Annotated in this window: 25 protein-coding genes and 1 pseudogene; 15 read left to right on the top strand and 11 right to left on the bottom strand. The window is 60.5% G+C overall.

The window, feature by feature from the left end:
* Positions 1-39: 39 nt before the first annotated feature.
* Entirely contained in the window at positions 40-1,842 is a 1,803-nt protein-coding gene (locus MOV76_RS16155) for an adenine deaminase (protein ID WP_247264875.1), read from the top strand.
* Positions 1,843-1,936: 94 nt separating this feature from the next.
* On the opposite strand, the gene MOV76_RS16150 is transcribed toward MOV76_RS16155, so the two are convergent.
* Both MOV76_RS16150 and MOV76_RS40350 read right to left on the bottom strand, forming a co-directional pair.
* Positions 1,937-2,194 (bottom strand): CrpP-related protein, encoded by a 258-nt coding sequence (locus MOV76_RS16150; protein ID WP_168319733.1) that lies wholly within the window; start codon positions 2,192-2,194, stop codon positions 1,937-1,939.
* 102 nt (positions 2,195-2,296) lie between these two features.
* Positions 2,297-2,378, bottom strand: a pseudogene (locus MOV76_RS40350) (type II toxin-antitoxin system VapC family toxin); the annotation flags it as partial.
* Between the two features lie 555 nt (positions 2,379-2,933).
* Here MOV76_RS40350 and MOV76_RS16140 point away from each other — a divergent pair.
* Positions 2,934-3,500: a sugar transferase gene (locus MOV76_RS16140; RefSeq protein ID WP_026188787.1), complete on the top strand. Its 567-nt coding sequence runs from the start codon at positions 2,934-2,936 to the stop codon at positions 3,498-3,500.
* A gap of 121 nt (positions 3,501-3,621) precedes the next feature.
* Positions 3,622-5,616 (top strand): nucleoside-diphosphate sugar epimerase/dehydratase, encoded by a 1,995-nt coding sequence (locus tag MOV76_RS16135; RefSeq protein ID WP_018246629.1) that lies wholly within the window; start codon positions 3,622-3,624, stop codon positions 5,614-5,616.
* Positions 5,617-5,637: 21 nt separating this feature from the next.
* On the opposite strand, the gene MOV76_RS16130 is transcribed toward MOV76_RS16135, so the two are convergent.
* The 3 genes from MOV76_RS16130 to MOV76_RS16120 form a co-directional block, all read right to left on the bottom strand.
* Positions 5,638-6,912, bottom strand: coding sequence for an O-antigen ligase (locus MOV76_RS16130; protein ID WP_026230626.1), 1,275 nt, complete (start codon positions 6,910-6,912; stop codon positions 5,638-5,640).
* Between the two features lie 333 nt (positions 6,913-7,245).
* Positions 7,246-7,497 (bottom strand): hypothetical protein, encoded by a 252-nt coding sequence (locus tag MOV76_RS16125; RefSeq protein WP_247264874.1) that lies wholly within the window; start codon positions 7,495-7,497, stop codon positions 7,246-7,248.
* A 38-nt stretch (positions 7,498-7,535) separates the two neighbouring features.
* Positions 7,536-7,940: a DUF2934 domain-containing protein gene (locus MOV76_RS16120; protein WP_247264885.1), complete on the bottom strand. Its 405-nt coding sequence runs from the start codon at positions 7,938-7,940 to the stop codon at positions 7,536-7,538.
* A gap of 285 nt (positions 7,941-8,225) precedes the next feature.
* Between MOV76_RS16120 and MOV76_RS16115 the strand changes: the two genes are divergently transcribed.
* Together MOV76_RS16115 and uxuA are read left to right on the top strand one after the other, a co-directional pair.
* Positions 8,226-8,948 carry a GntR family transcriptional regulator gene (locus MOV76_RS16115; RefSeq protein ID WP_028732280.1) on the top strand — a complete coding sequence of 241 codons (723 nt, stop codon included), beginning with the start codon at positions 8,226-8,228 and terminating at the stop codon, positions 8,946-8,948.
* 42 nt (positions 8,949-8,990) lie between these two features.
* A complete protein-coding gene (gene uxuA / locus MOV76_RS16110) occupies positions 8,991-10,178 on the top strand; it encodes a mannonate dehydratase (protein ID WP_018446169.1) in 1,188 nt (395 codons plus the stop codon).
* 125 nt (positions 10,179-10,303) lie between these two features.
* Here uxuA and MOV76_RS16105 read toward each other — a convergent pair whose 3' ends face one another.
* On the bottom strand, positions 10,304-10,951 hold the full coding sequence (locus MOV76_RS16105) for a TetR/AcrR family transcriptional regulator (protein WP_247264873.1): 648 nt from the start codon (positions 10,949-10,951) through the stop codon (positions 10,304-10,306).
* 136 nt (positions 10,952-11,087) lie between these two features.
* Here MOV76_RS16105 and MOV76_RS16100 point away from each other — a divergent pair, with 136 nt between their 5' ends.
* Together MOV76_RS16100 and MOV76_RS16095 are read left to right on the top strand one after the other, a co-directional pair.
* Positions 11,088-12,272 carry an HlyD family secretion protein gene (locus tag MOV76_RS16100; RefSeq protein ID WP_247264872.1) on the top strand — a complete coding sequence of 395 codons (1,185 nt, stop codon included), beginning with the start codon at positions 11,088-11,090 and terminating at the stop codon, positions 12,270-12,272.
* 24 nt (positions 12,273-12,296) lie between these two features.
* Entirely contained in the window at positions 12,297-13,886 is a 1,590-nt protein-coding gene (locus MOV76_RS16095; RefSeq protein ID WP_018246637.1) for a DHA2 family efflux MFS transporter permease subunit, read from the top strand.
* Between the two features lie 41 nt (positions 13,887-13,927).
* Here MOV76_RS16095 and MOV76_RS16090 read toward each other — a convergent pair whose 3' ends face one another.
* Together MOV76_RS16090 and MOV76_RS16085 are read right to left on the bottom strand one after the other, a co-directional pair.
* Entirely contained in the window at positions 13,928-14,797 is an 870-nt protein-coding gene (locus MOV76_RS16090) for an aldose 1-epimerase family protein (RefSeq protein ID WP_047620395.1), read from the bottom strand.
* A 120-nt stretch (positions 14,798-14,917) separates the two neighbouring features.
* Positions 14,918-15,247: a DUF6665 family protein gene (locus tag MOV76_RS16085; RefSeq protein WP_047620396.1), complete on the bottom strand. Its 330-nt coding sequence runs from the start codon at positions 15,245-15,247 to the stop codon at positions 14,918-14,920.
* Between the two features lie 205 nt (positions 15,248-15,452).
* Between MOV76_RS16085 and MOV76_RS16080 the strand changes: the two genes are divergently transcribed.
* From MOV76_RS16080 to MOV76_RS16065, 4 genes are all read left to right on the top strand, one after another.
* Complete coding sequence (locus MOV76_RS16080; protein WP_247264871.1) at positions 15,453-17,075, top strand: ABC-F family ATP-binding cassette domain-containing protein; 1,623 nt, start codon at positions 15,453-15,455, stop codon at positions 17,073-17,075.
* Between the two features lie 101 nt (positions 17,076-17,176).
* Entirely contained in the window at positions 17,177-17,569 is a 393-nt protein-coding gene (locus tag MOV76_RS16075; protein ID WP_018246641.1) for a VOC family protein, read from the top strand.
* Positions 17,570-17,676: 107 nt separating this feature from the next.
* A complete protein-coding gene (locus tag MOV76_RS16070) occupies positions 17,677-18,267 on the top strand; it encodes a hypothetical protein (RefSeq protein WP_018246642.1) in 591 nt (196 codons plus the stop codon).
* A gap of 86 nt (positions 18,268-18,353) precedes the next feature.
* Positions 18,354-18,518: a DUF1328 domain-containing protein gene (locus MOV76_RS16065; RefSeq protein ID WP_003549551.1), complete on the top strand. Its 165-nt coding sequence runs from the start codon at positions 18,354-18,356 to the stop codon at positions 18,516-18,518.
* Between the two features lie 80 nt (positions 18,519-18,598).
* Here the strand turns inward: MOV76_RS16065 and MOV76_RS16060 are convergent, their stop codons facing one another.
* Both MOV76_RS16060 and MOV76_RS16055 read right to left on the bottom strand, forming a co-directional pair.
* On the bottom strand, positions 18,599-18,958 hold the full coding sequence (locus MOV76_RS16060; protein WP_028732287.1) for a hypothetical protein: 360 nt from the start codon (positions 18,956-18,958) through the stop codon (positions 18,599-18,601).
* Positions 18,959-18,978: 20 nt separating this feature from the next.
* Complete coding sequence (locus MOV76_RS16055; protein WP_012759902.1) at positions 18,979-19,227, bottom strand: membrane protein; 249 nt, start codon at positions 19,225-19,227, stop codon at positions 18,979-18,981.
* Between the two features lie 589 nt (positions 19,228-19,816).
* Between MOV76_RS16055 and MOV76_RS16050 the strand changes: the two genes are divergently transcribed.
* Both MOV76_RS16050 and MOV76_RS16045 read left to right on the top strand, forming a co-directional pair.
* On the top strand, positions 19,817-20,338 hold the full coding sequence (locus MOV76_RS16050) for a DUF992 domain-containing protein (protein WP_018246644.1): 522 nt from the start codon (positions 19,817-19,819) through the stop codon (positions 20,336-20,338).
* A 76-nt stretch (positions 20,339-20,414) separates the two neighbouring features.
* A complete protein-coding gene (locus tag MOV76_RS16045; RefSeq protein ID WP_032994396.1) occupies positions 20,415-20,906 on the top strand; it encodes a GNAT family N-acetyltransferase in 492 nt (163 codons plus the stop codon).
* 108 nt (positions 20,907-21,014) lie between these two features.
* On the opposite strand, the gene MOV76_RS16040 is transcribed toward MOV76_RS16045, so the two are convergent.
* The gene (locus MOV76_RS16040) at positions 21,015-21,944 is read right to left on the bottom strand and encodes a LysR family transcriptional regulator (protein ID WP_247264870.1); all 930 of its coding nucleotides are present in this window, start codon (positions 21,942-21,944) and stop codon (positions 21,015-21,017) included.
* Positions 21,945-22,018: 74 nt separating this feature from the next.
* Between MOV76_RS16040 and MOV76_RS16035 the strand changes: the two genes are divergently transcribed.
* Together MOV76_RS16035 and MOV76_RS16030 are read left to right on the top strand one after the other, a co-directional pair.
* The gene (locus MOV76_RS16035; RefSeq protein ID WP_247264869.1) at positions 22,019-22,936 is read left to right on the top strand and encodes a DMT family transporter; all 918 of its coding nucleotides are present in this window, start codon (positions 22,019-22,021) and stop codon (positions 22,934-22,936) included.
* 94 nt (positions 22,937-23,030) lie between these two features.
* Entirely contained in the window at positions 23,031-23,804 is a 774-nt protein-coding gene (locus tag MOV76_RS16030; RefSeq protein ID WP_018246648.1) for a DeoR/GlpR family DNA-binding transcription regulator, read from the top strand.
* The last annotated feature ends 101 nt before the right edge of the window (positions 23,805-23,905 follow it).

Below are 23,905 nucleotides of genomic sequence, written 5' to 3'. Positions count from 1 at the left end.
CAATCTTGCCTGTTCTCCCCGCCCTGGAAAGAGGTTTTCATGAGCACGCTTACCCGCTTCTCCGTTCAGCCGCTCTCGACCATGACCCGCCGTCTTGCCGATGTCGCCTCCGCTCGTCGCGAACCCGATCTGGTCATCCAGGGCGCGCGCGTCTTGTCCACCTATTCGGAGCGCTTTCTCGACGGACGGGAAGTCTGGATTTCGGGTGGCCGCATTGCTGCCGTGAAGCCGGCTGGTAGCTACAGCGGCGGGAGCGCTAGGCTCTACGACGCCAAGGGCGGCATCATCGCCCCCGGCCTGGTCGATCCGCATATCCATATCGAATCCTCGATGGTGACGGCCTGCGCCTATGCCGAAGCGGCCCTCCTCAACGGCACGACGACGATCTTCTGCGACAGCCACGAGATCGGCAACGTCATGGACGTCGCCGGCGTCGAGGCAATGCTCGAGGATGCACGGCAGGCGCCGCTATCCATCTTCCTGACCGTGCCGAGCACCGTGCCGGCGACGACGCCGGATCTGGAAACAGCCGGCGGCGACCTGACGCCGGATAAGATCGCCGCCCTGTTCGACAAGTGGCCGGAAGCCGTGGCTCTCGGCGAGAAGATGGATTTCGTCCCCGTTGCAATGGGCGACGAGCGCAGCCATGCGATCCTGGCTGCGGCACTCGAGCGCGGCAGGCCGGTGTCGGGTCATGTCTACGGACGAGAGTTCGTTGCCGCCTATGCGGCATCCGGTGTCACCGACACGCATGAAGCCATCGACCGCGACATTGCCGACGACCTCCTGGAAGCCGGCGTGTGGATCTTCCTGCGCGGCGGCCCGCCGACGACACCTTGGCATTCGCTACCGCAGGCGATCAAGACGATCACCGAGCTCGGCGCTTCCCATAAGCGCGTCGCCGTCTGCACCGACGACCGAGATGCGGAAGATCTGCTCGCCTTCGGCCTGGACTGGGTAACGCGCGAAGCCGTGAAATACGGCATGAGGCAGGAAGAGGCCTGGGCGATGGGTTCGCTGCACGGCGCGACGCGGTTTGGCATGGAAGGCGAAATCGGCGGTCTGGGCGGCGGGCGGCGCGCCGACCTGGTGCTTCTCAACGACGACCTTACGCCGGTCAGCACCTGGTATGGTGGCGAGCTCGTCGTCGACGGCAAGAAGATCACGCCGATCCTCGACGAGGCCCTGTCGAAACCGTACCGCTATCCAGATACCGCCTACCACACGGTCAAGCTGCCAAAAAATCTCAAGCTGACACCGGAACTACCGACGGAGACGGTCGTCGCTCATACGATCAAGACGGAGCTGCCTGGCATTACGCTGGGCCATGTCACCGTCACGCTGGAACCGGCCAATGACTGGCAGGCGCATTTCGACAAGCACGACCTCTGCTTCGTGACGGTGGTGGAGCGTCACGGCAAGTCTGCCGGCAATATCGCCCACGGACTGCTCAACGGCTTCGGGCTCAGACAAGGCGCGGTCGCATCCTCGGTCGGCCACGACAGCCACAACATTATCGTCGCCGGCACCAATGCAGCGGACATGCAGGTGGCGCTCGACGCGATCGAAGAAAAGCAGGGTGGCGTCTGCGTCGTGATGGACGGCAAGGTGACGGCCATGGTGCCACTGCCGATCGCCGGGCTTTTGTCCGACAAGCGCGTGCACCAGGTCGCGGACGAGGTAAAGGCCTTGAAGCTCGAATGGGAAAAGGCAGGCTGCACCATCGCCTATATGGGCTTCAACCTCATCCCGCTGTCGGTCATCCCGGCAATCCGGATAACCGACAAGGGTCTGGTGCTGGTGCCGCAAATGGTGATCTCGCCACTCTTCGAAAAGACCTGACCGCCGGCAATCCGATGGTGAAAGAGGTGCGGATCCTTCGCTGCGACGGGGCAAGAAAACCTAACTCGTCGCTAGCAAACCGCCATCAGTAAGGTTACGTATCGAGCGCACGTTGTTTGGCAGTAGAGATCAACTCCTTGAAGTGCGCAGCAATCCTACCTTCGCGGCTAGCGTCCTCCGCTTCCCAACCGAACTTCCACGCGTCGTGACGCGCAAGCCAATCCCCGAGGGCACTGGTATCACCAGTAGGCATCCTATGGGCGGCGAGGTATGGGTTTTCGTGAGCCTTCAGGCCGAGCACCCGCGCCCTTGAGCCTGCTTCCTGTAAATCGATCAGCTCTTCAATCGTCATACGCGATCCCCCACGATGTCGGCGAGGGTAACATCGCAGTCCGCGCATGCAAGAGAATGCTAATTAATGGGTTAATTTGGGACAGTTGCCAGCTCGCGGCTGCGCCAGCACGTGGGCATCCGTGTAGGCCAATGCCCATGCTGAAAATGCCATGTCGGTCAATCATTGTCATGACTTCGTCGTGGCGACGATCGCTCCGCGCTGAGCGGCAAGGAAATCCGCCGGAGCGGATCAAGCGACACGAGCGCATCCTGAAGAACAAAGCCGATCTTTTCGCCACGCAGGCGTCGCCAGTCCCTTTCGCCAAAATTGCCGCTACAGCCCTCCGACAACCTTTTATGGGACGCAACTCAGCGTGCGGAGTGGTCGTTCCATTGGGCCACGGGCAGCAGCCAGAATGAGGTGTCCTGCTGGACGAATGTCAGGGGCCACATCAGCATATTAAGCAGAATGGCACCCGGGACGACGAGCGGTGTCGGTCCGTATCGGCCAAACAAGCTGCCAACCGCGGGGGTGCATAAGACCCATGATCAGCCTCCCGGGGGAAGCAGCCGACCGGTTTGCAGCGTGGTGGAACCCAGACGGGCATGGCGGGAGGGGGCCAACAGGTCGATGATCGATCGAGCATGCCTATAGATAAAACACCATGTCCTCCAGTTGACGCGAAACGCTTTTTGACGATACGGCAGGCGATAGCGTGAACGGCGGATGGTCGGTCGATGGCGCGGAGCTGCGGAGCATGGGTTTGAAACGGGCGGTGGATTTTTTGCTGGCTTTGATTGCGTCGGTGATCCTGCTCCTTCCAATCCTCATCGTCGCTCTTTGTGTTCGCCTTACCTCGCCGGGACCAATCCTTTATTGGTCAAAACGTGTCGGCCGTTTCAATCAGATCTTTCTGATGCCAAAGTTTCGCAGCATGCGCGTCGACACGCCGACGGTGGCCACGCATCTGCTTGAAAACCCGGATCGGTTTCTGACGCCTATCGGCTCGTTTCTACGCAAATCCAGCCTCGATGAACTGCCGCAGCTCTGGTGCATTCTCGAGGGGAAGATGAGTTTCGTCGGCCCACGGCCGGCACTCTACAATCAATACGACCTAATAGAATTGCGGACGGCCCATGGCGTCGACAAGCTCTTGCCCGGATTGACGGGATGGGCGCAGATCAACGGACGTGACGAATTGCCGATTCCGGAGAAGGTTAAATTCGATATCGAATATCTCGAACGTCGCTCGCTCGGCCTCGACATAAGCATCCTGTTTATGACGGCCGAGAAGGTAATCCGCCGTAAGGGAATAAGGCATTAAGCTACCTACTTCTGATAGATAAGCAGTGCGGAAGACCTTGGTTTCCGATTATTTCAGTTGCGCTCGTTGCAGAAAATGACAAGAAGGTGGTGTCGATCGATCTGCGAAACGCTGGTAAGCAATGCCTGAAAATACCCCCGCTGAGACATCGCGCTCAGGATGGTTCTTAAAGCCGATGCAAGCGCTCGTCGCCCCTCTGTTGGCGATGCCGCGGGTTGCCAAACGTGCTCTGGCTTTGCTGGTGGATTCCAGCTTTTGCGTTCTAACCATCTGGCTGGCCTATTGCTTCCGCCTCAACGAATGGACGGTACTAACCGGCGTCCAGTGGTTGCCGGTCTTCGTTTCCTTGTGCATGGCACTTCCCATTTTCATCGTCATGGGCATGTATCGGGCGATCTTTCGTTATGCCAATATGGCTGCTTTCATTACTGTTCTGAAGGCGATTGCGATCTACGGCTTTGCCTTCATGACGATCTTTACCGCCCTCAGTGTGCCGGGCGTTCCGAGAACCGTCGGCATCCTCCAGCCCTTCCTGCTGTTGATTGCGATCGGGCTGTCGAGGCTGGGTATCCGCTACTGGCTCGGGGATGCCTACCAGCGCATCCTCCACAAGAATATGCTCGCCAAGGTGTTGATCTATGGGGCGGGGAAGGCCGGGCGGCAACTGGCGGCTGCCTTGATGAACAGCGCCGAACTCAATGTCGTCGGCTATCTGGATGATGATCCGCGTCTCAAGGGCGGCGTCATGGGTGGTTTGCCGATCTATGACCCCTCGGATCTTCCGGTGCTTGCCGAAGCTCTTGGCGTCCACAATGTACTTCTTGCTCTTCCATCCGCATCGCGACAGCGTCGCAACGAAATCCTGGAGCACATCCGCAAAGCCAGGGTCAATGTTCGTACATTGCCCGATCTCACGGCCCTGGCTCAGGGACGCATCGCCGTCTCCGACATCCGTGAGCTGGAGATCGAAGATCTGCTGGGGAGAGAAGCGGTCGCGCCACGGCAGGAGTTGCTTGACAAGGCGATGCGTAAAAAGGTGGTTATGGTCACGGGTGCTGGTGGCTCGATCGGCGGCGAGTTGTGCCGCCAGATTCTACGCAACGAGCCTTCCACCCTGATCCTCCTCGATCAGAACGAGTTTGCGCTTTATAATATCCATGCCGAATTGCAGAAGCTGGCCGAGCTGTACAGACAAGAAGATCTGCAGATCGTCCCAATTCTTTGTTCCGTTCGCGACCAGGATCGCATGGAACATATCATGCAGAGCTGGCGACCACACACGCTCTATCATGCAGCCGCTTACAAGCATGTGCCCCTTGTCGAACATAATGCCGTGGAAGGCATCAAGAACAATGTCATGGGTACGCTGGTCACGGCGCGCGCGGCCAATAAATGCGGCGTTTCGAATTTCGTGCTGATCAGTACAGACAAGGCCGTACGCCCCACGAACGTGATGGGGGCCAGCAAGAGACTGGCGGAGATGGTTCTGCAGGCGCTCGCAGCGGAGTCTACGACCGACAGAATGCGAACCAATTTTTCCATGGTCCGCTTTGGGAATGTACTCGGTTCGTCCGGATCCGTCGTGCCGCTTTTCAGGCAGCAGATCAAGGAAGGCGGCCCCGTTACCCTGACACATCCTGAGATAACCCGCTACTTCATGACCATTTCGGAAGCCTCGCAACTCGTCATCCAGGCTGGCGCGATGGCCGAGGGTGGAGATGTTTTCCTGCTCGACATGGGAGAACCCGTGCGCATCGCCGATCTCGCCCGCAAGATGGTAGAGCTTTCCGGGCTGACCCTCCGCGACGATGACAATCCTGAAGGGGATATCGAGCTTTCCGTTACCGGCCTCAGGCCCGGCGAGAAGCTCTACGAAGAACTTTTGATCGGCGACAACCCTGAAACAACCGAACATCCTCGCATTATGAAGGCGCGCGAGGATTTCCTCTTCTGGCCGGAGCTTTCGAAAAAGCTCAACTCGCTCAATGCGGTATTGGATCGGAACGATATGGTCGCGGCACGCGCGATGTTGGCGGAGCTCGTCTCCGGCTATTCCTCAACCGGTGAAGTCTCGGATCTGGCCTTCACCGGCGCCGAAACCAATACGGCGGCCTGAGACGTCAAGTGCCAGCAGACGTTACCTCCGAACGACAGGCGCAAACCGTGTGCTGCCGCGGTCCACACAAATAAGGGCGACCAAATAGGCGAAGATCGGATCCAGAGCCTTCTGATTGAACATGATGCCAAAGCTGCCGGTTATGACGTAGCTGCTGACGAGCAGAAGAGCGAGCGCAATGGCGAGATCCCGGCCCGGTCCGGGTTCTTTTCTCCACGCGCCTATCACGGGCGTCAGGAGCATCAGCGAAAGCGCCGCAATGCCGAAAACGCCGGCGTCGATTCCCGCAGTCAGAAAACCGTTGTGGACATGCGAGAAGGGCAGCTGTGGCCTTATACTATCGGGCAGCTCTGCCAAAACCGAAGTCATCCGGTTTTGCGGGCCATAACCAGTCAAGGGGTCCTTGCGGATTGCTGATAGTGCACCTTTGTACAAAGCGAACCGCGCACTGAGCGACGTGATCTCGCCGTCACTGCGTTCGAGCGTTGTCAGATCTCCTTGGAGCGCTTCAATGCGATCGAGGATCTGGCCGCTACCCAGAGTGATAAGTCCCGCTAACAGCAAGGAGCCGGTAATGGCGAGGCTGCGCAAACTCAAATGGAAGCTGTGTTTGCGAAAATACCAGAAAAAAATGACGATATGGACGGGAATGACCAGCCAGGCCGAGCGCGTTCCGGAAAGCAGAACGCAGCCTAGACCGGCGGCATATCCCAATATCGCAATTCTTTGCTCCACGCTTCTCGGAGATTGAACGTTGAGAAGCGCAATGCCGCCGAAAAGAACGCCTATGATCCCCAGCAGTGCAGCGTTCGAAGTTCCAGCTTCTGCCCTGGACATCAGAAACATGATCTGCAGGAGACTGAAGACAAAGGTGACGATCATGCCGATGCCTGCGCCGAGGATAAAGAGCGGCAAGAGACGGCCATCGGGAGATTGGCGCATCCGCGGCAATATCAGCCAGACCGAAAAGAAAGGCAGGAGCCGGAATATCCAGTCCAGTTCTTCGGAGTAAGGCGGATTGATGAATATGCTGGCGATCATCACCAGCGGGTAGATCGACATGCTAATGGCAACCAGCCGGTCGGATCGCGACAGGTTCAAGGCCAGGCGGCCCGTGACCAGACCGTAGAGGCCCCACACCATCGACGCGAGGAGGATGAAGGAGTTAAAGTTCGGCGAAAGTCCTGGAAGGATTGCAAAGGCAAAGACCGCAATGCGGTTGTTTCGGTCGAGCGCGCCTCCCGCCCCATTTCCGGGATCGAGAACCGCCATCTTGAGTTGTTTAAAATAATTCACTATGCCGGCCCTGACCGTGTCGATACTGCCTCGCTAAGGATCGTGAAGACGGCTGTCAAGTCGCGATGAGGGCGCAATCCATGGCTTTATTCAACGTGGTATTCAGGCAACAGGCCGTTCTGGACAGACATGGTTCTATTCGATGATCGCGGCAAACGGATACGGCGGGAAAGCCGGCTTCAACGGAAAACACGTTTGAGGTGCGGCTTGATTTGAGGGTTTGATCGTGATCATCCGACGAGCGTACTGCGGGAAGAGAAGGCGGCAACATCGGGATCAGGAGAGCCAATCGAAGAACCGATGCTGCGTTTCGTTGACGTGAAGTGTCTGCCGCTATCGCCAATACACCCTTGTGGAGCTTTCCGCCGATGATCGACCGAGGAGATAGCCGAGCCCGAATGCCAGAATGCCGGTGGTGAGCAACAGTGCGCTTGCTGTGTACGGGTGCTCTCTAGCGCCGGAGGCGACGGCATAGGCCTCGCGCTTCATCTCTTTGGCTGCCGACTTCGCGACCTTGGTCAATCCCTCCGGCTGCTCGGTGGGCGTTCCGGTGAATCCAGCGTTCAAGTTCTGTTTGTCGACCATTTCGGGGACCTTTCTGAGATTGGCGCGAGGCGGAAAGTTCAATCCTGCTCGCGTGTGCCGGGGGAGGCTTCGCGTTGATCCGCGTCTTCGAGATCCGTCTTGACGAGGAATGCATCGGTATGTTCGCGCGAGGCCTCTCGCAGGGCTGCGAGATTTGGAGGATTGTCGGCCTCGCCCTGCTGGGCGTCGAGTTCATGTTCGGCCAGGGTCCAGTGATGCCGGTGCTTGCCTTCCGGCCTCCCCTCCTTCTCCCACAGCGAATATGCCCTTCTTCGGATCTCCTCCTCGCGGGTGGCTGCTGGCAACCCGCCGCTCTTCCTGTCGATTTGGTTTGCGGCTCGCCGAGCCATCTTCTGTCCGCGTGCGTCCGCAACGGGTGGAGCTTTCGGCCGCCCGTCGTCGGTCGTACTTTCGCTTATCTTGCGTCGTGCTGGGTTTTTCATGACCATCTCCTTGGGGATTTCAACCAACTCGACGGATCTAAGTTCCAAACAAAGAGTGTCACGGCACAAAGATCGGGCTTCTGATTTCGCAAGGCTCATGCCGTTCACCAGCGCTTTTGAAGCGCAATCATTGCTCGATCCCTGGGCCCAGACTGAAATGCTCAATTCGCGAAGCGCTGAATCACGAGATGTGGCGCTATACCCTCACTCACCCGCAGCACGTCTTGGCAAGGCCATATAACTGATATACTAGTATGCCAACAAGCATCGACGCCCGGTATCGTTATGTCGCAAGCATCAGAAACCGAAGTCTTGGTAGTCCCGACGTCGCAGGAGGTTGGCGGCAGGCTGCGCCGCATCACCACGGCCGGCGCCATCTACGATCGTCTCTACGCCGACATCGTGTCGCTACGAATGCCGCCTGGCATGCTGCTGCAGGAAAAGCGGATTGCCGATGATTTCGGCGTCAGCCGCACACCGGTGCGTGAGGCGCTGCTCAGGCTTTCCGAAGGTGGACTGGTCGATATCTATCCGCAATCGGGCACGGTCGTCTCGCGGGTGCCGGTCTCGGCGATCCCCGAGGCGGTCGTTGTGCGCAAGGCGCTCGAAGGCACGACCGTCGAGACTGCGGCCCTGACCGCGACTGCCGCAGACATCGCCCGTCTCGATACCATCATCGCCCGGCAGCGGTCGCACGCCGCGACCAACAATGCCTCGAGCTTCCATGAGGAGGATGAGGCCTTCCACGAGGCGATCGCGCAGATATCAGGTTATCCCGGCATCTGGGCAATCTTGAAAACGGTCAAGGTGCAGATCGATCGGGCGCGGCGGCTGACGCTGCCGGTGCTTGGGCGCATGGACAACGTGGTGCACGAACACATCATTATCCGCGATGCGCTCGCCGCTCACGATGCGGCGGCTGCACGCAGCGCAATGATCCATCACTTAAGCGCCGTCATTCCCGATGTCGACGAACTGCGCGCGCGTTACCCCGATTATTTCTGCTGACGGCAGGCCAACACGAAACGAAAGACCAGGGAAGGAAGAAGGATGCGACAAGGTTGGAGATGGTTCGGACCGGAAGCGCCGGTGACGCTGGATGACGTCCGTCAGACGGGCGCCACCAATATCGTCTCTTCGCTGCATCAGGTGCCGATCGGCAGGGCCTGGACCGAGAAGGAAGTGCGCGAACGCCAGTCTCTGATCGAGACGACGCCGGGCGACCGTGCGCCGCTCGTCTGGTCGGTCGTTGAGAGCATCCCGATCCCCGACGCGGTCAAGCGCAAGGGCGGGGAGGCGAAGGCGGAAATCGAGGCGTGGATCGCCAGCCTCGAAGCGGTCGCCGCCTGCGGCATTCCGATTGTCTGCTATAATTTCATGCCGGTGGTGGACTGGACCCGCACCGAACTCGATTTCGTGACACCGACGGGCGCCACCGCCATGCGTTTCGATCACGAGCGCTTCGCAGCCTTCGATCTCTTCATTCTGGAACGGCCAGATGCGGCGCAGCACTATTCCGCGGAAGACCGGGAAAGGGCGCGTATCGTCTTCGAGGCGATGACGGACGACGAGGTCGCCGACATCACCCGCATCATCACCTCGGCTCTACCGGGGTCGACCACCGAACCTCTGACCATACCGGCCTTCCGGGAAAAGCTGGTCGCTTATAGCGGTATCGATGCAGCAAGATTGCGTCGGCACCTGATCGAATTCCTGGAGGCTGTAACGCCGGCTGCCGAAGCGCGCGGCGTCAAGCTGACGCTGCATCCCGATGACCCGCCGCGCTCGCTGTTCGGCCTGCCGCGCATCGCCTCGACGGCCGATGATTATGCCGCGCTCTTCGATGCGGTGCCATCGGCGGCAAACGGCATGTGTTATTGCACCGGCAGTCTCGGCGTGCGCGCCGAGAACGACCTGCCGGCGATCGCACGGCGCTTCGCCTCGCGCATCCACTTTGCCCATCTGCGCGCCACGACGCGCGAGGGCGACGGCCGAACGTTCCATGAAAGCGCGCATCTGGAAGGCGACGTCGACATGGTCGCGGTGCTTCGGGAACTGGTCGCGGAAGACCGCCACCGCGGCACACAAGACACCATCGTCTTCCGCTCGGATCATGGCCACCGCATGCTTGACGATCTCGACAAGGTCGTCACCCCAGGCTACCCCGCCATCGGCCGCATGCGCGGCCTCGCCGAACTGCGCGGTATCCTGCATGCTCTGGGCGCGCCGCCGACCTGAGGGTGTCCTCGAACGGCATCGACTGACCTTGGCGAATTGGGCTGCTGCGGGGCAAGCTTCTTCCCGCGCCCGCACCGGCTCGCTCGTAAGAAAAAATCATCGCGCTCTGAAGCCCGAGCGATGCTTCAGAGCGCGCAACCCTTCAGGAAAAGATCGGCGCACATCTTCGCCCGCGCCTGTATTGCTTCGATCGTCGGCGGTGGCTCCTGACGCAGGATCGCCGCGCGCTGCGGTTCCATGGCCATCATCCCGCGCAGCATGCCGCAGGCTAAATGCGGATCCTCGAGCGCAATGAGGCCGCGGTCGACCTGCCGGCGCAGCCAGTCCTCCATCAGCGCATTGGTGCGTAGGATCGCCTGTTCGTAGAAGGACGTGGCGATTTCAGGGAAGCGGTCCGACTCGCCGATGACGAGGCGCATGATGGTGACCGTATCTACAGAAAGCGACAGCATGCCGTAAGCCATCAGCATACGTTCCAGCCCATCTCTCAGATCGGCATTGGCGAGCATCGGGGGATCGAGCGCGAGCAGGAAACCGACGATACGCTCTGAGATCATGCTGGCAAAGAGATCGGCCTTGGTCGGAAACAGCCGATAGAGGGTCTTTGTGGAAACACCAGCCTCCTGGGCGATCGTGGCGATGCTTGCCGCCGCGTATCCATTCTCGTGAAACTGGGTATTTGCCGCCTTGATGATCAGGCCCCTGGTGTCGTCGTCACAGCGCAACTGCGGCCTTCCGCGCGGCCTTCTCTCAATTTGTTGATTTTGGACCATGATGATTTTCCAAATTCCTATTGACATCCATTTTATAGTGCATATTTTGGAAATTATCAAGTTTCCTAAATAGGATTTCACTTGAATTCAGAGGCCGCAGCCCAAGAGACGGCGACCCGTCATCCGGAGAAAGACAATGACTACCAAGAAGCTGCGTGCCTTGAACAACAATAACGCCGTCGAAACCGTTGCCGAAGCCGCTCCCGCGAGCCTGGACGCCGGCAAGCCACCGCTCATCGCTGAGGCCGCTGCCCCCATTGCCGAGGAAAAGCCCGCCCGCAAGCGTGGCGGCCGCTCCTTGCTTCTCGGTGCCACCGCCCTCGTGCTGATCGCCGCCGGCGCCTATTACGGCCATGATTACTGGACAGTCGGGCGTTTCCATATCTCGACCGACGACGCCTATGTGAAAGCCGACAGCAGCACCATCGCCCCCAAGGTTTCGGGCTATCTCGCCGAGGTCCTCGTCATGGACAACGAGACCGTCAAGGCCGGCCAGCCGCTCGCCCGCATCGATGACCGCGACTTCAAGGCAGCCCTTGATCAGGCAAAGGCCGATGTCGCAGCCGGGGAAGCCACCGTCAACGCCAAGCAGGCTTCGCTCGATATCCAGCAGTCCACGATTGCCGCCGCCCGCGCGACCGTCGACGTCGACCGCGCCAACGAGACCTTTGCCGAGCAGAACAACAAGCGCTATTCGAACCTTGCCACCAGCGGTTACGCCCCGGTCCAGACGGCACAGCAGGCCGCCTCGCAGATCGCTGCCGCCCAGGCCTCGATCGTCCGCGACACCGCCTCGCTCGATGCCGCCGTCAAGCAGGTCGATCTTCTCAACGCCGAACTGGCCCAGGCAAAGGCGGCTCTTGCGCGCAGCCAGGCCGTCCAGCACCAGGCCGAGCTCAACCTCTCCTATGCGACGATCACAGCGCCCGTCGACGGCACCGTCGGCAACCGGACGCTGCGCATCGGCCAATATGTCCAGGCTGGCACCCAGCTGATGTCGGTCGTGCCGACGACGGCTGCCTATGTCATCGCCAACTACAAGGAAACCCATCTCACCGACGTGAAGGCCGGCCAGCCAGTCGATATCGAGGTCGATATGTTCCCCGGCCGCACCTATCACGGCCATGTCGACAGCCTCGCACCGGCAAGCGGCCAGGAATTCGCCCTGCTGCCGCCCGATAACGCCACCGGCAACTTCACCAAGGTCGTCCAGCGCATTCCGGTCAGGATCGTGCTCGACGGCGACGCCGCCGCCAACGTCGACCTGCGACCCGGCATGTCCGTCCAGCCGAGCATCGACACCAAGAACGACCGCAGCTAGGCCGGGGGTCGAGGAGTTTGTGTCATGTCCACCATCGCAGCAACATCAATCGCCGCTCCGCAGCCGAAAACCGGCGCCAGCACCAGGGAATGGATCGCCGTTCTCGCCGGCATGATCGGCGCCTTCATGGCGATCCTCAACATCCAGATCACCAATGCCTCGCTGCTCGACATCGAGGGCGGCATCGGAACGGGCGTCGACAACGGCGCCTGGATCTCCACCTCATACCTCATCGGCGAGATCGTCGTCATTCCGCTGACGGCCTATTTCAGCAACGTCTTCTCATTCCGGCGCTTTATCCTCGTCAACTCCGTCCTCTTTCCACTGTTTTCGATCGCCTGTGCCTTCGCCCATGATCTCGGCACGATGATCGTGCTGCGCGGCCTGCAGGGCTTTGCCGGCGGCGTGCTCATCCCCATGGCCTTCACCATGGTGCTGACCAAGCTGCCGAAATCGCAGCAGCCGCTCGGCCTGGCGATCTTCGCGCTCTCGGTTACCTTCGCACCGGCGATCGGCCCGACCATCGGCGGTTACCTCACCGAAAACTATGGCTGGCAGACGATCTTCTTCATCAACGCCATCCCGAGCGCCATCATGGCGGTCGCCCTTGCCCTGACGCTCGACAAGCAGCCGATGCAGCTTGGCCTACTCAGGGAGGGCGACTGGGCTGGCATCTTCACCATGGCGATCGGTCTTTCGGCGCTGCAGACGGTGCTTGAAGAGGGCAACAAGGAAGACTGGTTCTCCTCGCCCTTCATCGTCAAGCTCAGCATCGTCGCCTTCGTCTTCCTCGTCGCCTTCATCTGGATCGAGCTGACGGTGGAGAAGCCCCTGGTCAAGCTGCGGCTGCTCAAGCAGCGCAATTTCGGCATCGGCGTTGCCGTCAACGTGCTGGTCGGTGTGGCTCTCTTCGGCACCGTCTATATCCTGCCGCAATATCTCGGCCAGGTGCAGCGTTATAATGCCGAGCAAATCGGCAATGTCCTGGCCTGGACCGGCCTGCCGCAGCTGCTTTTGATCCCGCTCGTGCCGATGATGATGAAGCGCTTCGATGCGCGTTACATCGGCTTCCTCGGCATCTCGATCTTCGCGATCAGCTGCTTCATGAACATCACGCTTTCGGCCGATACCGCCGGCGACCAGTTCTGGATTCCGAATATCGTCCGCGCCATCGGCCAGGCCCTGGTGCTGACACCGATCACCGCCATCACCACTGCCGGCATCGCTCCATCAGATGCGGCCGCCGCCTCGGGCCTGACCAACATGCTGCGCAATCTCGGCGGCGCCGTCGGCACGGCGACACTCGGCACGGTGCTGACCAAACGCGAGCAGTTCCACTCTAATATCATCGGCCAGTCGGTGACGCTCGGCCGCGACGAAGTCCGCAACCGTCTCGACCAGATGACTGGCTACTTCCTGCAGCATGGTGTTTCCGATCATGCCGTCGCAGCCCAGAAAGCCATCGTGGCGCTTGGCCAGATTGTCAGGCGCCAGGCCCTCATCCTGGGTTTTGCCGATACCTTCGCCGTCATCGGCGTTGTTCTTGCCATTGCAGCCGTTGCCCTGCTGCTCACCCAGAAACCGCGGGCCGGCGGTGGCGCCGGCGCTCACTGAACGAAATACCGGCGCTCGCCGGGCTTCCTGGCGAGCGCTTTCTATTGCGGGATTTCGACCGTAAAGGCGAAGCGGGCGACAGCACCCGGTTCCAGGATCGTGGTCGAAGGCCTCTTCGATAGCTCGCTCGAACCTCCCGCTTCCGCGGCCGTTCCATGCCAGGGCTCGACACAGAGGAAGGGCGCCCCCGGCTTGGTCCACAGCGCAAGATTGGGCAGGTTTTCGAAATGGAAATGCATGGCCGGCCCGCCTTCTGCGCCATAGCGCAGCCCTTCGCCCGCACCGCTCGGGAAAATCATCGCATCCTGCTCGAACATGGCATGATCGAGCACCAGCCGGCCGGCATCGAACGGCGAGGGCAAGGCCGCAGGGTTGATGAGGCCGCCTTCCAGCCGCACGAGCGCCGGCTCGCCTTCATTGTCTAGGGTGACGATATGGTCGCGCCCGGAAGCACCGGGTAATGGCCAGGCGAAGGCCGAATGGAAGCCGAGACCGAAGGGCATCGGCTTCTGGTCGCGATTGCTGACCTCCGCCGTGACAGTCAACGCCCGGCCCTCGACCGCATGCACCACGGCCAGCTGAAACTCGAAGGGATAGACCGCCCGCGTCGCCTCCGAGGCGGTCAGTTCGAACCGGCACATCGTCTCGGTGGATGCCGCAAGCGCGAATTCGCTGCGGCGGGCAAAACCATGCTGGGCCATCGGATAGACCGTGCCGTCGATCGTGATCTTGTCGTCAGGTGTCTTGCCGACGATCGGAAACAGGATCGGCGAACGCCCGGTCCAGAAGGCCGCGTCGCCCGTCCACAACCATGAACGCCCATCGCTTGACGTGAGCGCCTGCATCTCGGCGCCGAGGGTGGAGACATCGACGGTGAGATCCTGATTGCCGATCCGGATGGAGGTTGGCATCGCGTTTCCCTTTCGCATTGGTTGGGCACCAAGCCATACCTTTCCGCACCGGGGATTTCCACCCAATAGAGAGAGGCAGGACGGCAGCCACGGTGACAATAGCAGAGCCGTCGCAGTGCGCTACTTCCGCACCGCGCCCAATCTGGCGATCACTTCGTTCGGAATGCCGTAGCGCTGGACGGCGTCGCGGTTGTTCCGCAACCCGCAGATCTCACGCTGGATGAAGAACGCCCAGACGGCGTCGGAGGCTTCATTGAGAAGCCTCTCGCGTTCCTCAGTGCTCTGGCCGTCGGGAGCCCAGGCCTTCAGGGCGGCAAGTGCCGCCTCCGCTTTCAGTCCGTGACGTCCAAGCGAATCCGCGCGTTCCGACATCAGCTCGTATTCGAGGACGTTGAAGCCGTTTTTATTCTGCTCGGATGGTCTGAAGGACTGCGGCGGACGAACGCTCATTGGCACAGGTCTCCGTTGGCGTGAGCCGCGATAATATCCAATCCGGTTCCAAATTAAAGAAGGCGAGCATGTTCGCCCGAAAACCGCTCACACCTTTCGGCATCATACTCTTGAGATCAAGACGGTCGGAAACAGGGCTATCCTGCGATTTCCCCGCATGGCATAAGCGCGCCAAAATCTCCTTCTCCAGGCTCCCGCGCAAATCATGATCCGTATTGAAAATATCAGCAAGCAGCTCAGTCACCGCATCCTCTTCATCGAGGCGTCCGCGGCTCTTAACAGAGGCGAGAAGATCGGCCTCGTCGGCCCGAACGGCGCCGGTAAGACGACCGTCTTCCGGATGATCAACGGCGAGGAGCAGCCCGACGAGGGGCAGGTCTCCGTCGAAAGGGGCGTCACCATCGGCTATTTCAATCAGGATGTCGGCGAGATGGCGGGCCACAGCGCCGTCGCCGAGGTGATGAACGGTGCCGGCCCGGTCAGCATCGTTGCCGGCGAATTGCGCGATCTCGAGGCCGCCATGGCCGATCCCGAGCAAGCCGATAGCATGGAAGAGATCATCGAGCGTTACGGAGAGGTGCAGGCGCGCTACGAGGAGTTGGACGGTTACGCGCTCGAGGGCCGCGCACGCGAAGTGCTCGCGGGGCTCAGCTTCAGCCAGGAGATGATGGACGGCGATGTTGGCGCGTTGTCGGGCGGTTGGAAGATGCGCGTAGCGCTTGCTCGCATTCTCCTCATGCGCCCCGATGTCATGCTGCTCGACGAGCCGAGCAACCATCTGGATCTCGAAAGCTTGATCTGGCTAGAGGAATTCCTGAAAGGTTACGAGGGCGCGCTGCTGATGACCTCGCATGATCGCGAGTTCATGAACCGCATCGTCACCAAGATCATCGAGATCGATGCGGGCACGCTGACGGCCTATTCCGGCGACTACGAATTCTACGAGCAGCAGCGGGCGCAGAACGAGAAGCAGCAACAGGCCCAGTTCGAGCGCCAGCAGGCCATGCTTGCCAAGGAAATCAAGTTCATCGAGCGGTTCAAGGCGCGCGCCTCGCATGCCTCGCAGGTGCAGAGCCGGGTGAAGAAGCTGGAGAAGATCGACCGGGTGGAACCGCCCAAGCGCCGCCAGATCGTTTCCTTCGAGTTCCAGCCGGCGCCGCGCTCCGGCGAGGACGTGGTCAACCTGAAGAACGTTCATAAGAAATACGGCAGCCGCAGCATCTACGAGGGACTCGACTTCGTCGTGCGCCGCCGGGAGCGCTGGTGCATCATGGGCATCAACGGTGCCGGCAAGTCGACGCTGCTGAAGCTGGTGACCGGCTCCACCGCGCCTGATCAGGGCAGCGTCGCCCTCGGCGCCAGCGTCAAGATGGGCTATTTCGCCCAGCACGCCATGGATATATTGGATGGCGAGCGCACTGTCTTCCAGATGCTGGAAGACCAGTTCCCGCAGGCAGGGCAGGGGCCGTTGCGCGCGCTGGCCGGCTGCTTCGGTTTCTCCGGCGACGATGTCGAGAAGCGGTGCCGGGTACTATCAGGCGGCGAGAAGGCCCGGTTGGTCATGGCGATCATGCTGTTCGACCCGCCGAACCTGCTCGTGCTCGACGAGCCGACGAACCATCTCGACCTCGACACCAAGGAAATGCTGATCAAGGCACTGTCGCAATATGAGGGCACCATGCTGTTTGTTTCGCACGATCGGCATTTTCTCGCCGCACTCTCCAACCGGGTGCTGGAACTGACGCCCGAGGGCGTCCACCAATATGGCGGCGGCTACACCGAATATGTGGCGCGCACCGGCCAGGAGGCGCCCGGCCTGCGAAGCTGACGGATTTTTTCGCGGGGCATGTCGAAATTGCCAGGCTCGAGGCGACCAGCAGACAGCCGGCCAGCGATATCGGCTGAGCGGTCGAAGCAACGGAGGAAGATATGTCCATGCTGTTAGACAGGATCGAGGTCGTCACCCTGTTCGTCGATGATATCGACGAGGCCAAAGCGTTCTACCAGAAGGTCTTTGCACCCGAGATCGTCTATGAGGACGCAGTATCCTCGGTGCTGAAATTCTCTGGGACGATGATCAACCTGCTGAAAGTGACGGAAGCGCCTCAACTGGTCGAGCCGTCGGCGGTGGCAGCACCGGGTTCCGGCGCGCGCGTCCTGCTGACGATCAAGGTCGATGCCGTCGATGCGGTTTGCGCGGAACTGCGCAAGCTCGGGGTCACGCTGCTCAATGGTCCGATCGATCGTCCATGGGGCCGCCGTACCGCGGCCTTTGCGGATCCGTCGGGCCATGTCTGGGAGGTTGCGCAGGAATTGCGCTAAATTGGTGTCGCCGAGTTCTGAGGTCGCCTTCAGATTTTGCGACCGTGACGCGCCTCGGTAATGCCAGTTCGTCCACGCGAAGGGCGGATTCCACGGCTATCGCCACGATGATGACCAAATTCCGTGGTGTTCGAAGGCCTCTTCATGCAATCGGGGACGGGCACAACGGCATGGACTGGATCAATCGCTATATCGATCAGCCGCTACTGCACGGCGCGGCGGGTTTGCTGCGGAGTTGGCATCTCCGCACGCGGCAACCGCCGGAATTGTTGGAGCCGACATGGAATCTCGTCGTGCTCTCCTTTCTGCTGATCGCGAGCGGGCAGGTCATGGCCGGCGAGACTTTCACGCTCAGCGTTGCCGCGCTGATCATGCTGGCGCTGCCGTCCGCGCGAAAACTGCTTTCGGCTGTGAAGGCAGGGGGAGGCGGTTACGGCGCTCGGGAATATAAATCGCTGAGAGCGCGGGCCATCGCCAAACGTGAGGCGGAGTGGTCGGTGCGGATCATCGTGTTGTTCGCATCCGCCTGCCTTCCGTTCATCGCCCGCATCGACGATCCGGTGGGAGCCTGTTTCATGCTCGGAGCCAGCATCTGGTTCGTGCTGACCGGGCCGCTCAAGGCCTATCTCGATGCGGCCGAACCTCCCGAGCCGAATGAAGGCGACCGGAGGTACAGCGGCGTTTTTCATTTCGGCTGAACAAGCCGATGCGCCGACCGTGACACGGACGGGAACCAAATGGGGCGGCCTCCGTTATCTCCGCAGCAACGTAAAAGGAGATTGCGATGCTTTACTACGCTCTGGTGTTTCTCGTTGTGGCCTTGATTGCCGGCGTCCTCGGATTTGGCGGCATCGCAGGTGCTTCAGCTTCCATTGCCCAGGTTCTGTTCTTCATTTTCCTGGTTCTGTTCGTCGTGTCGCTCGTCATGAGACTAATGCGAAAAGTATAGTGCGGACAGATCGAGTATAAAAACCCGGCGAACACATCGCCGGGTTTTTCTTTATTGCCACACTCGGTTTGACCTCTACGTCACTGAAGGTTTCCATCCCGGTCGTGGTCGGCGGTCGCGAAATCCGCCATCACCCGCTGCATGAATTCGCTTCGGCTGATGCGGCCGTTGTGGTTCGCGTCGGTCAAAGTGAATTGCTCGACCGTCAGGATCTGCACCGTCTCGTCGGACTGCAGGCTGCCGTCCTTGTTCTTGTCGAGACTTCCGAAAGCCGTGCCCATGAAGGTCTCGTATTCCGAACGGTCGACGGCCTTGCTGGCATTGCCGTCGAGCCGGTCCATCTGGCCCTGATACATCGATCCGGGCTGTTGCTGCTGTTGCGCCACTGCCCCAACACATTGGCACAGGATGAGTGTCGTCGCGAAAGCCAAGGTTTTCATCGCTTGATATCCCTCCCCAATTATCGGCAAGCCAGGCGGTTGCCTACGAAACCGCCACCGCCTATGCCGGCGCCGACAGCAAGCACCTGCCCGGTTCCGGCGCCGATCGTACTGCCGATCAAGCCACCGACAATCGCGCCGCCGACGGTTCCCGCGATGCAGCCGAATTCGGAATTACGATCCGAGACGGCCTGTGACGTCGGCCCGGACTGGCAGGCGGAGACGGCAAGGCATCCCGCCAGTATGATGTTTGTCCTGCGTATGCGCATCTTTCCCTCCCGATAAATTACCCGCTATCTCCAATAGAGATGAGCGGGCGTACGATTGTCCGGCCCCCGCGAAAATATCGCCTGATTATATCTCTCAAATTCAGACTTAGTTTCCGTTCGAACGGAAGCATAATTCCGGAAAACAAGCGGAAATTCTGCGGCAATGCCAAGCAATCATGCCGATTCCTCTCCAGTTACAGCGCTGCATGGAGAGTATTTTCAAATAGTACAGCTATCTATACGGCATGGCAACCTGCGCGATCATCGATCGCCTATCCAAATGGGGCGCCTGCAATTTGCATGATACCGCTCGTTAAGAGTTGACGGCGATCAGGATCGTGCCTTTCCGGCAACCATCGCTGACAACATCGTAAAATAACCGGATGACGCGAAATGATGCCTTCGAAATGTCCCAATGGGGGCTGAACCGTAGCCGTGTTTGTCGGTTGCGCCCTCCCATGCGCTTTGACATGCGATGCGTAAATGATGCCGGGTCGGGATCGTTTTGCGGTTCCGTCCGTTATCTGTTGCCGAATCTGGTGGCGAGTAGCCGGGTATGCTCCCGTCACGATTTGAGAAGGAGAGACTTATGAATAAAACTTTTGCGACGGCGTTTGCCGCGGTATCGTTGACGCTGGTCGGCGCTGGGGCGGTTAATGCCGCCGACCTCGTCACCAGGACGTATGAAGAGCCGGACCTGCGCAATGGCGTGAAGATCGGCTACCTCACCTGCGATATCGGCGGCGGCACGGGTTACGTGCTCGGCTCCTCCAAAGAGGCCGACTGCATCTTCCAGTCGACCGTCGGCAACGAACTTTCGGATCGTTATACGGGCGAAGTGAGAAAGCTCGGCATCGACCTTGGCTTCACCACGCGCAGCCGCCTGATCTGGGCCGTGTTCGCGCCGACGGCCGGCTATCACCGCGGTTCGCTCGCCGGCCTCTATGTCGGCGCTAGCGCTGAAGCGACGCTCGGTGCCGGTGTCGGCGCCAATCTCCTGGTTGGCGGCACGTCCGGCTCGATCCATCTGCAGACGGTCAGCCTGACCGGTCAGCTCGGCCTCAACGTTGCGGCCGGCAGCGCCTCGATGACGCTCACGGCAGCGAATTGATGTAGCCTTTTGGCGTCCCCTGCCGCATCGCGGCAGGGGACGCCACCTCGTCTGAGGAGCGATTTCGCGCCCTCATATGCCCAAGCCGGATCACGACACGATGGATATTCGAATGGCAAAGCCCAGCGAGGACGAGATCCTGGTTGGGCACTATCTGAAGATCTGGGACAGCTACGGCACACCACCGGAACACTACAGGTCTGATGCGGCGGCGCGGATTTTGTCCTTTATCAGAAGCGGTCGCGAAGAGCGCCGCCTGACCTCGTTCCTTGCGGTCGTCGACGGTGACATCGCCGGTTCTGCATCCTGCCAGCTGCACCAATCGCCGTTTCCGGAGGTCATCCGGCCGGAACAGCGGCTGCACGGTTACATCTGGTCCGTCTATGTCGCCGACGCCTTCCGCCGGCGCGGCATCGCATCGGCGCTGACCGACAAGGCTGTCGACTATCTGAAATCGATCGGCTGCACGACGGCCGTCATCCATGCTTCAGATGCCGGCGAGCCCGTCTATCGAGCCGCTGGTTTCGAGCTGGCGAAGGAAATGCGCCTGAAGCTTCTGGCAGAGTAACGGCCCGGGCGAAGCCTTCATCGAAGCGCGCGACCTCTCCCGCATCGAAACCGAGGGTAAAGACCTCATGCCCGGCCGCTTGAAGGCCGCCGGTGTCGCTTCTTCCACTTACGTTTTCGCTCGGCCGGGCGCGATAAAAGTGGCAATCGTCGCCTCGTCGTGGCCGGCCTCGCGCAGGAAGCGGCTGGCGAATTCGATGGCAGGGCTTCTAAGCGCATCGTCCGGCCGGATCAGGTGAAAGGCCACATGATAATCGAGCGTCCGCTCCGACAAGGCGACGACGCGTCCGGCCGCCAGCGCGGCATCCGATAGCGGCGGCCGCGCGAGTGCGATCCCGAGCCCCTGCGCACAGGCATCGATCACCAGATTGTAGTCCTCGAAGCGCCGGTCGTGGCCGCGCGGTATATAGTCGACACCCTCGCGGGAGAGCCAGCGGCGCCAGCCTTCGATGTTCGAATCATGCAGAATCGGCAGATCGAGCAGCGAAAGGGCATCGGAATGCTGCCCGAGCCGGTCCGCCAGCGCCGGGGCGGCGATCGGGAACGATTTCTCCTGCCAGAGCGGCAGGGCGCGTACGCCGGCCCACGGCCCCTTGCCGCAGCGAATGGCCAGATCGGTGCCTTCGCCGAAATCCGCCAGCCGGTGTTCGAGCGTGAGCTCGACATGCAGCTCGTTTCCTTCGAGCTTCGGCAGGCGTTGAAACAGCCATAGGGAGGCGACAGAGGGCGTCACCGAAAGGCGCACTACCGCCTTGTTACGGCGAGGCAGCCAGCGTTCGCCGCTATTGCCGAGCAGCGCAAGTGCTTCCTCCGCCCGCGCGAAAAACCGCATACCTTCCGGCGTCAGGCGCACGCCGCGGGCTTCGCGCGCAAACAGGCGCACGCCCATCCAGCGCTCCAGGCGCGAGACCTGCCGCGACACCGCGCCATGGGTGATGCCGCTTTCCTCGGCTGCGGCCGAAAACGATCCGAGCCGGGCTGCACGGGCAAAGGTCTCGAGCGTATCGAGTGGCGGAAGCACTGGTGAGCTGTGAACCATACGCACATTTGATCATCGATTGCGATGCTTTTCAAGCACGCATCGAAGGCCTAATCCATTGTCCGCAGGAACATATGGAGGCGAAAATGAGCATGGCGGCAAGCGCATCGATGTCGACGAAACAGCAAGGCGGGTTCGATCTGGTGGCCTTTGCGGCGATCCTCGTCACCATCCTCTTCTGGGCTTCCTCTTTCGTGGTGATCCGCATCTGCCTCGGACCGCTGACGCCGATCGAACTGGCGACGGCGCGTTATGTGGCAGCCGGCGTCATTGCTCTCGTCTATCTCGTCATCTACCGGCCGATGCCGGAAAAACGCGATTTCGTCCGCCTCTCCGTTGCCGCCGTGCTTTTTATCGCCGCCTATGCGGTGCTGCTGAACACTGGCGAGCAGACCGTTACGGCAGGACCGGCGAGTTTCATCATCAACACCATGCCCGTCTTCACCGCCCTGATCGCCACATTTGCGCTTGGCGAGCGTTTCGGCCGCTGGGGCTGGGCGGGGACCGCGGTTTCCTTCGGGGGCGTGGCGCTGATTGCGGTCGCCTCCAATGACGGTTTCAAGCTCGATCCGAATGCCATCCTCATCCTGGGCGCAGCGCTTTGCTCGGCGATCGCCAGCGTGCTGCAGAAGCCGCTGCTCGGACGGCTGCCGGCGCTTGCCGTCACCGCCTGGATCCTGCTCATCGGTTCCGTGCCGCTGGTTCCGGCCGTTCCGGCGACGATCCAGGCGCTTGCCGCCGCACCGGCGGAGGTGAACTGGGGCGTTGCCTATCTCGTCATCTTCCCCACAGCGATCGGCTACCTCACCTGGGCGATCGCGCTGAAGCGGCTGACGGCCGCCCGCGCCTCGAATTTTCTTTACGGCGTTCCGCCGGTCGCCACGCTGATCGGTTTTGTCTGGCTGGGCGAAATTCCGACCGCGCTCGGCGCAATCGGTGGCATCATGGCAATTCTCGGCGTGCTGGTCGTCAACGTGATGCGGAAGCGGTAGCGTCAAATTCGGGCCGCGAAGGCGGCCTGGCAACAGTTAGGCATTGCGCCGCCATTCGCTTTCTTTAAAACGAAAGCAGATCGAAAGGCGTCCCATGTTCTTGACCGACCGACAAACTGAAATCGTCGCGATTGCAAAATCGAGCGGCAGGGTTCTGGTCGAGGAGCTCGCCTCCCGCTTTTCGGTGACGCCGCAGACAATCCGCAAGGACCTGAACGATCTCTGTGATGCGCAGGTACTGACACGCATCCATGGCGGCGCAACATTTCCGAGCGGGACGGAGAACGTCAAATACGAGGCGCGCCGGCAGATCGCCGCGTCCGAGAAACAGGCAATCGGCATTGCGGCGGTCGAGCTCATCCCGAGCGGTGCCTCGCTGTTCATCAATATCGGAACGACGACCGAGGCGGTGGGCGAGGCGCTCGCCAACCATCACGAGCTGATGGTTATCACCAATAATATCAATGTTGCCAATAGGTTACGTCTTTTTCCCGCAATCGAGGTCGTCATTGCCGGCGGGGTCGTACGCGGTTCGGACGGCGGGATCGTCGGCGAGGCGGCCGTCGATTTCATCCGCCAGTTCAAGGTCGATTACGCTGTGATCGGCGCTTCGGCAATCGACATAGACGGCGCGCTTCTCGATTATGATTTTCGCGAAGTGAAGGTCGCTCAAGCAATCATCGCCAATGCCCGACATGTCATTCTCGTAGCCGATTCGACGAAGTTCGAACGTACCGCCCCGGTCAGGATCGGCCAGCTGTCCCAGGTTCATACCTTCATCACCGATCACTGTCCGGTGCCGTCGATCCGCAATCTCTGCCTGGAAAACAATGTGAAACTGATCGAAACGAATGGCCGATCCCGTTAGACGGAGATCTGCGGAAACATTCGTTTGACATTCGGATCTCTTTCGTTTTAACTGGTGTTACTTTCGCAATTGCGCAAATTTTGTGCGATGCGAAATCGACA

The organism is Rhizobium sp. PRIMUS64 (assembly GCF_023006465.1).
Classification (GTDB): domain Bacteria; phylum Pseudomonadota; class Alphaproteobacteria; order Rhizobiales; family Rhizobiaceae; genus Rhizobium; species Rhizobium leguminosarum.
This window is presented reverse-complemented; position numbering and strand designations above follow the sequence as displayed.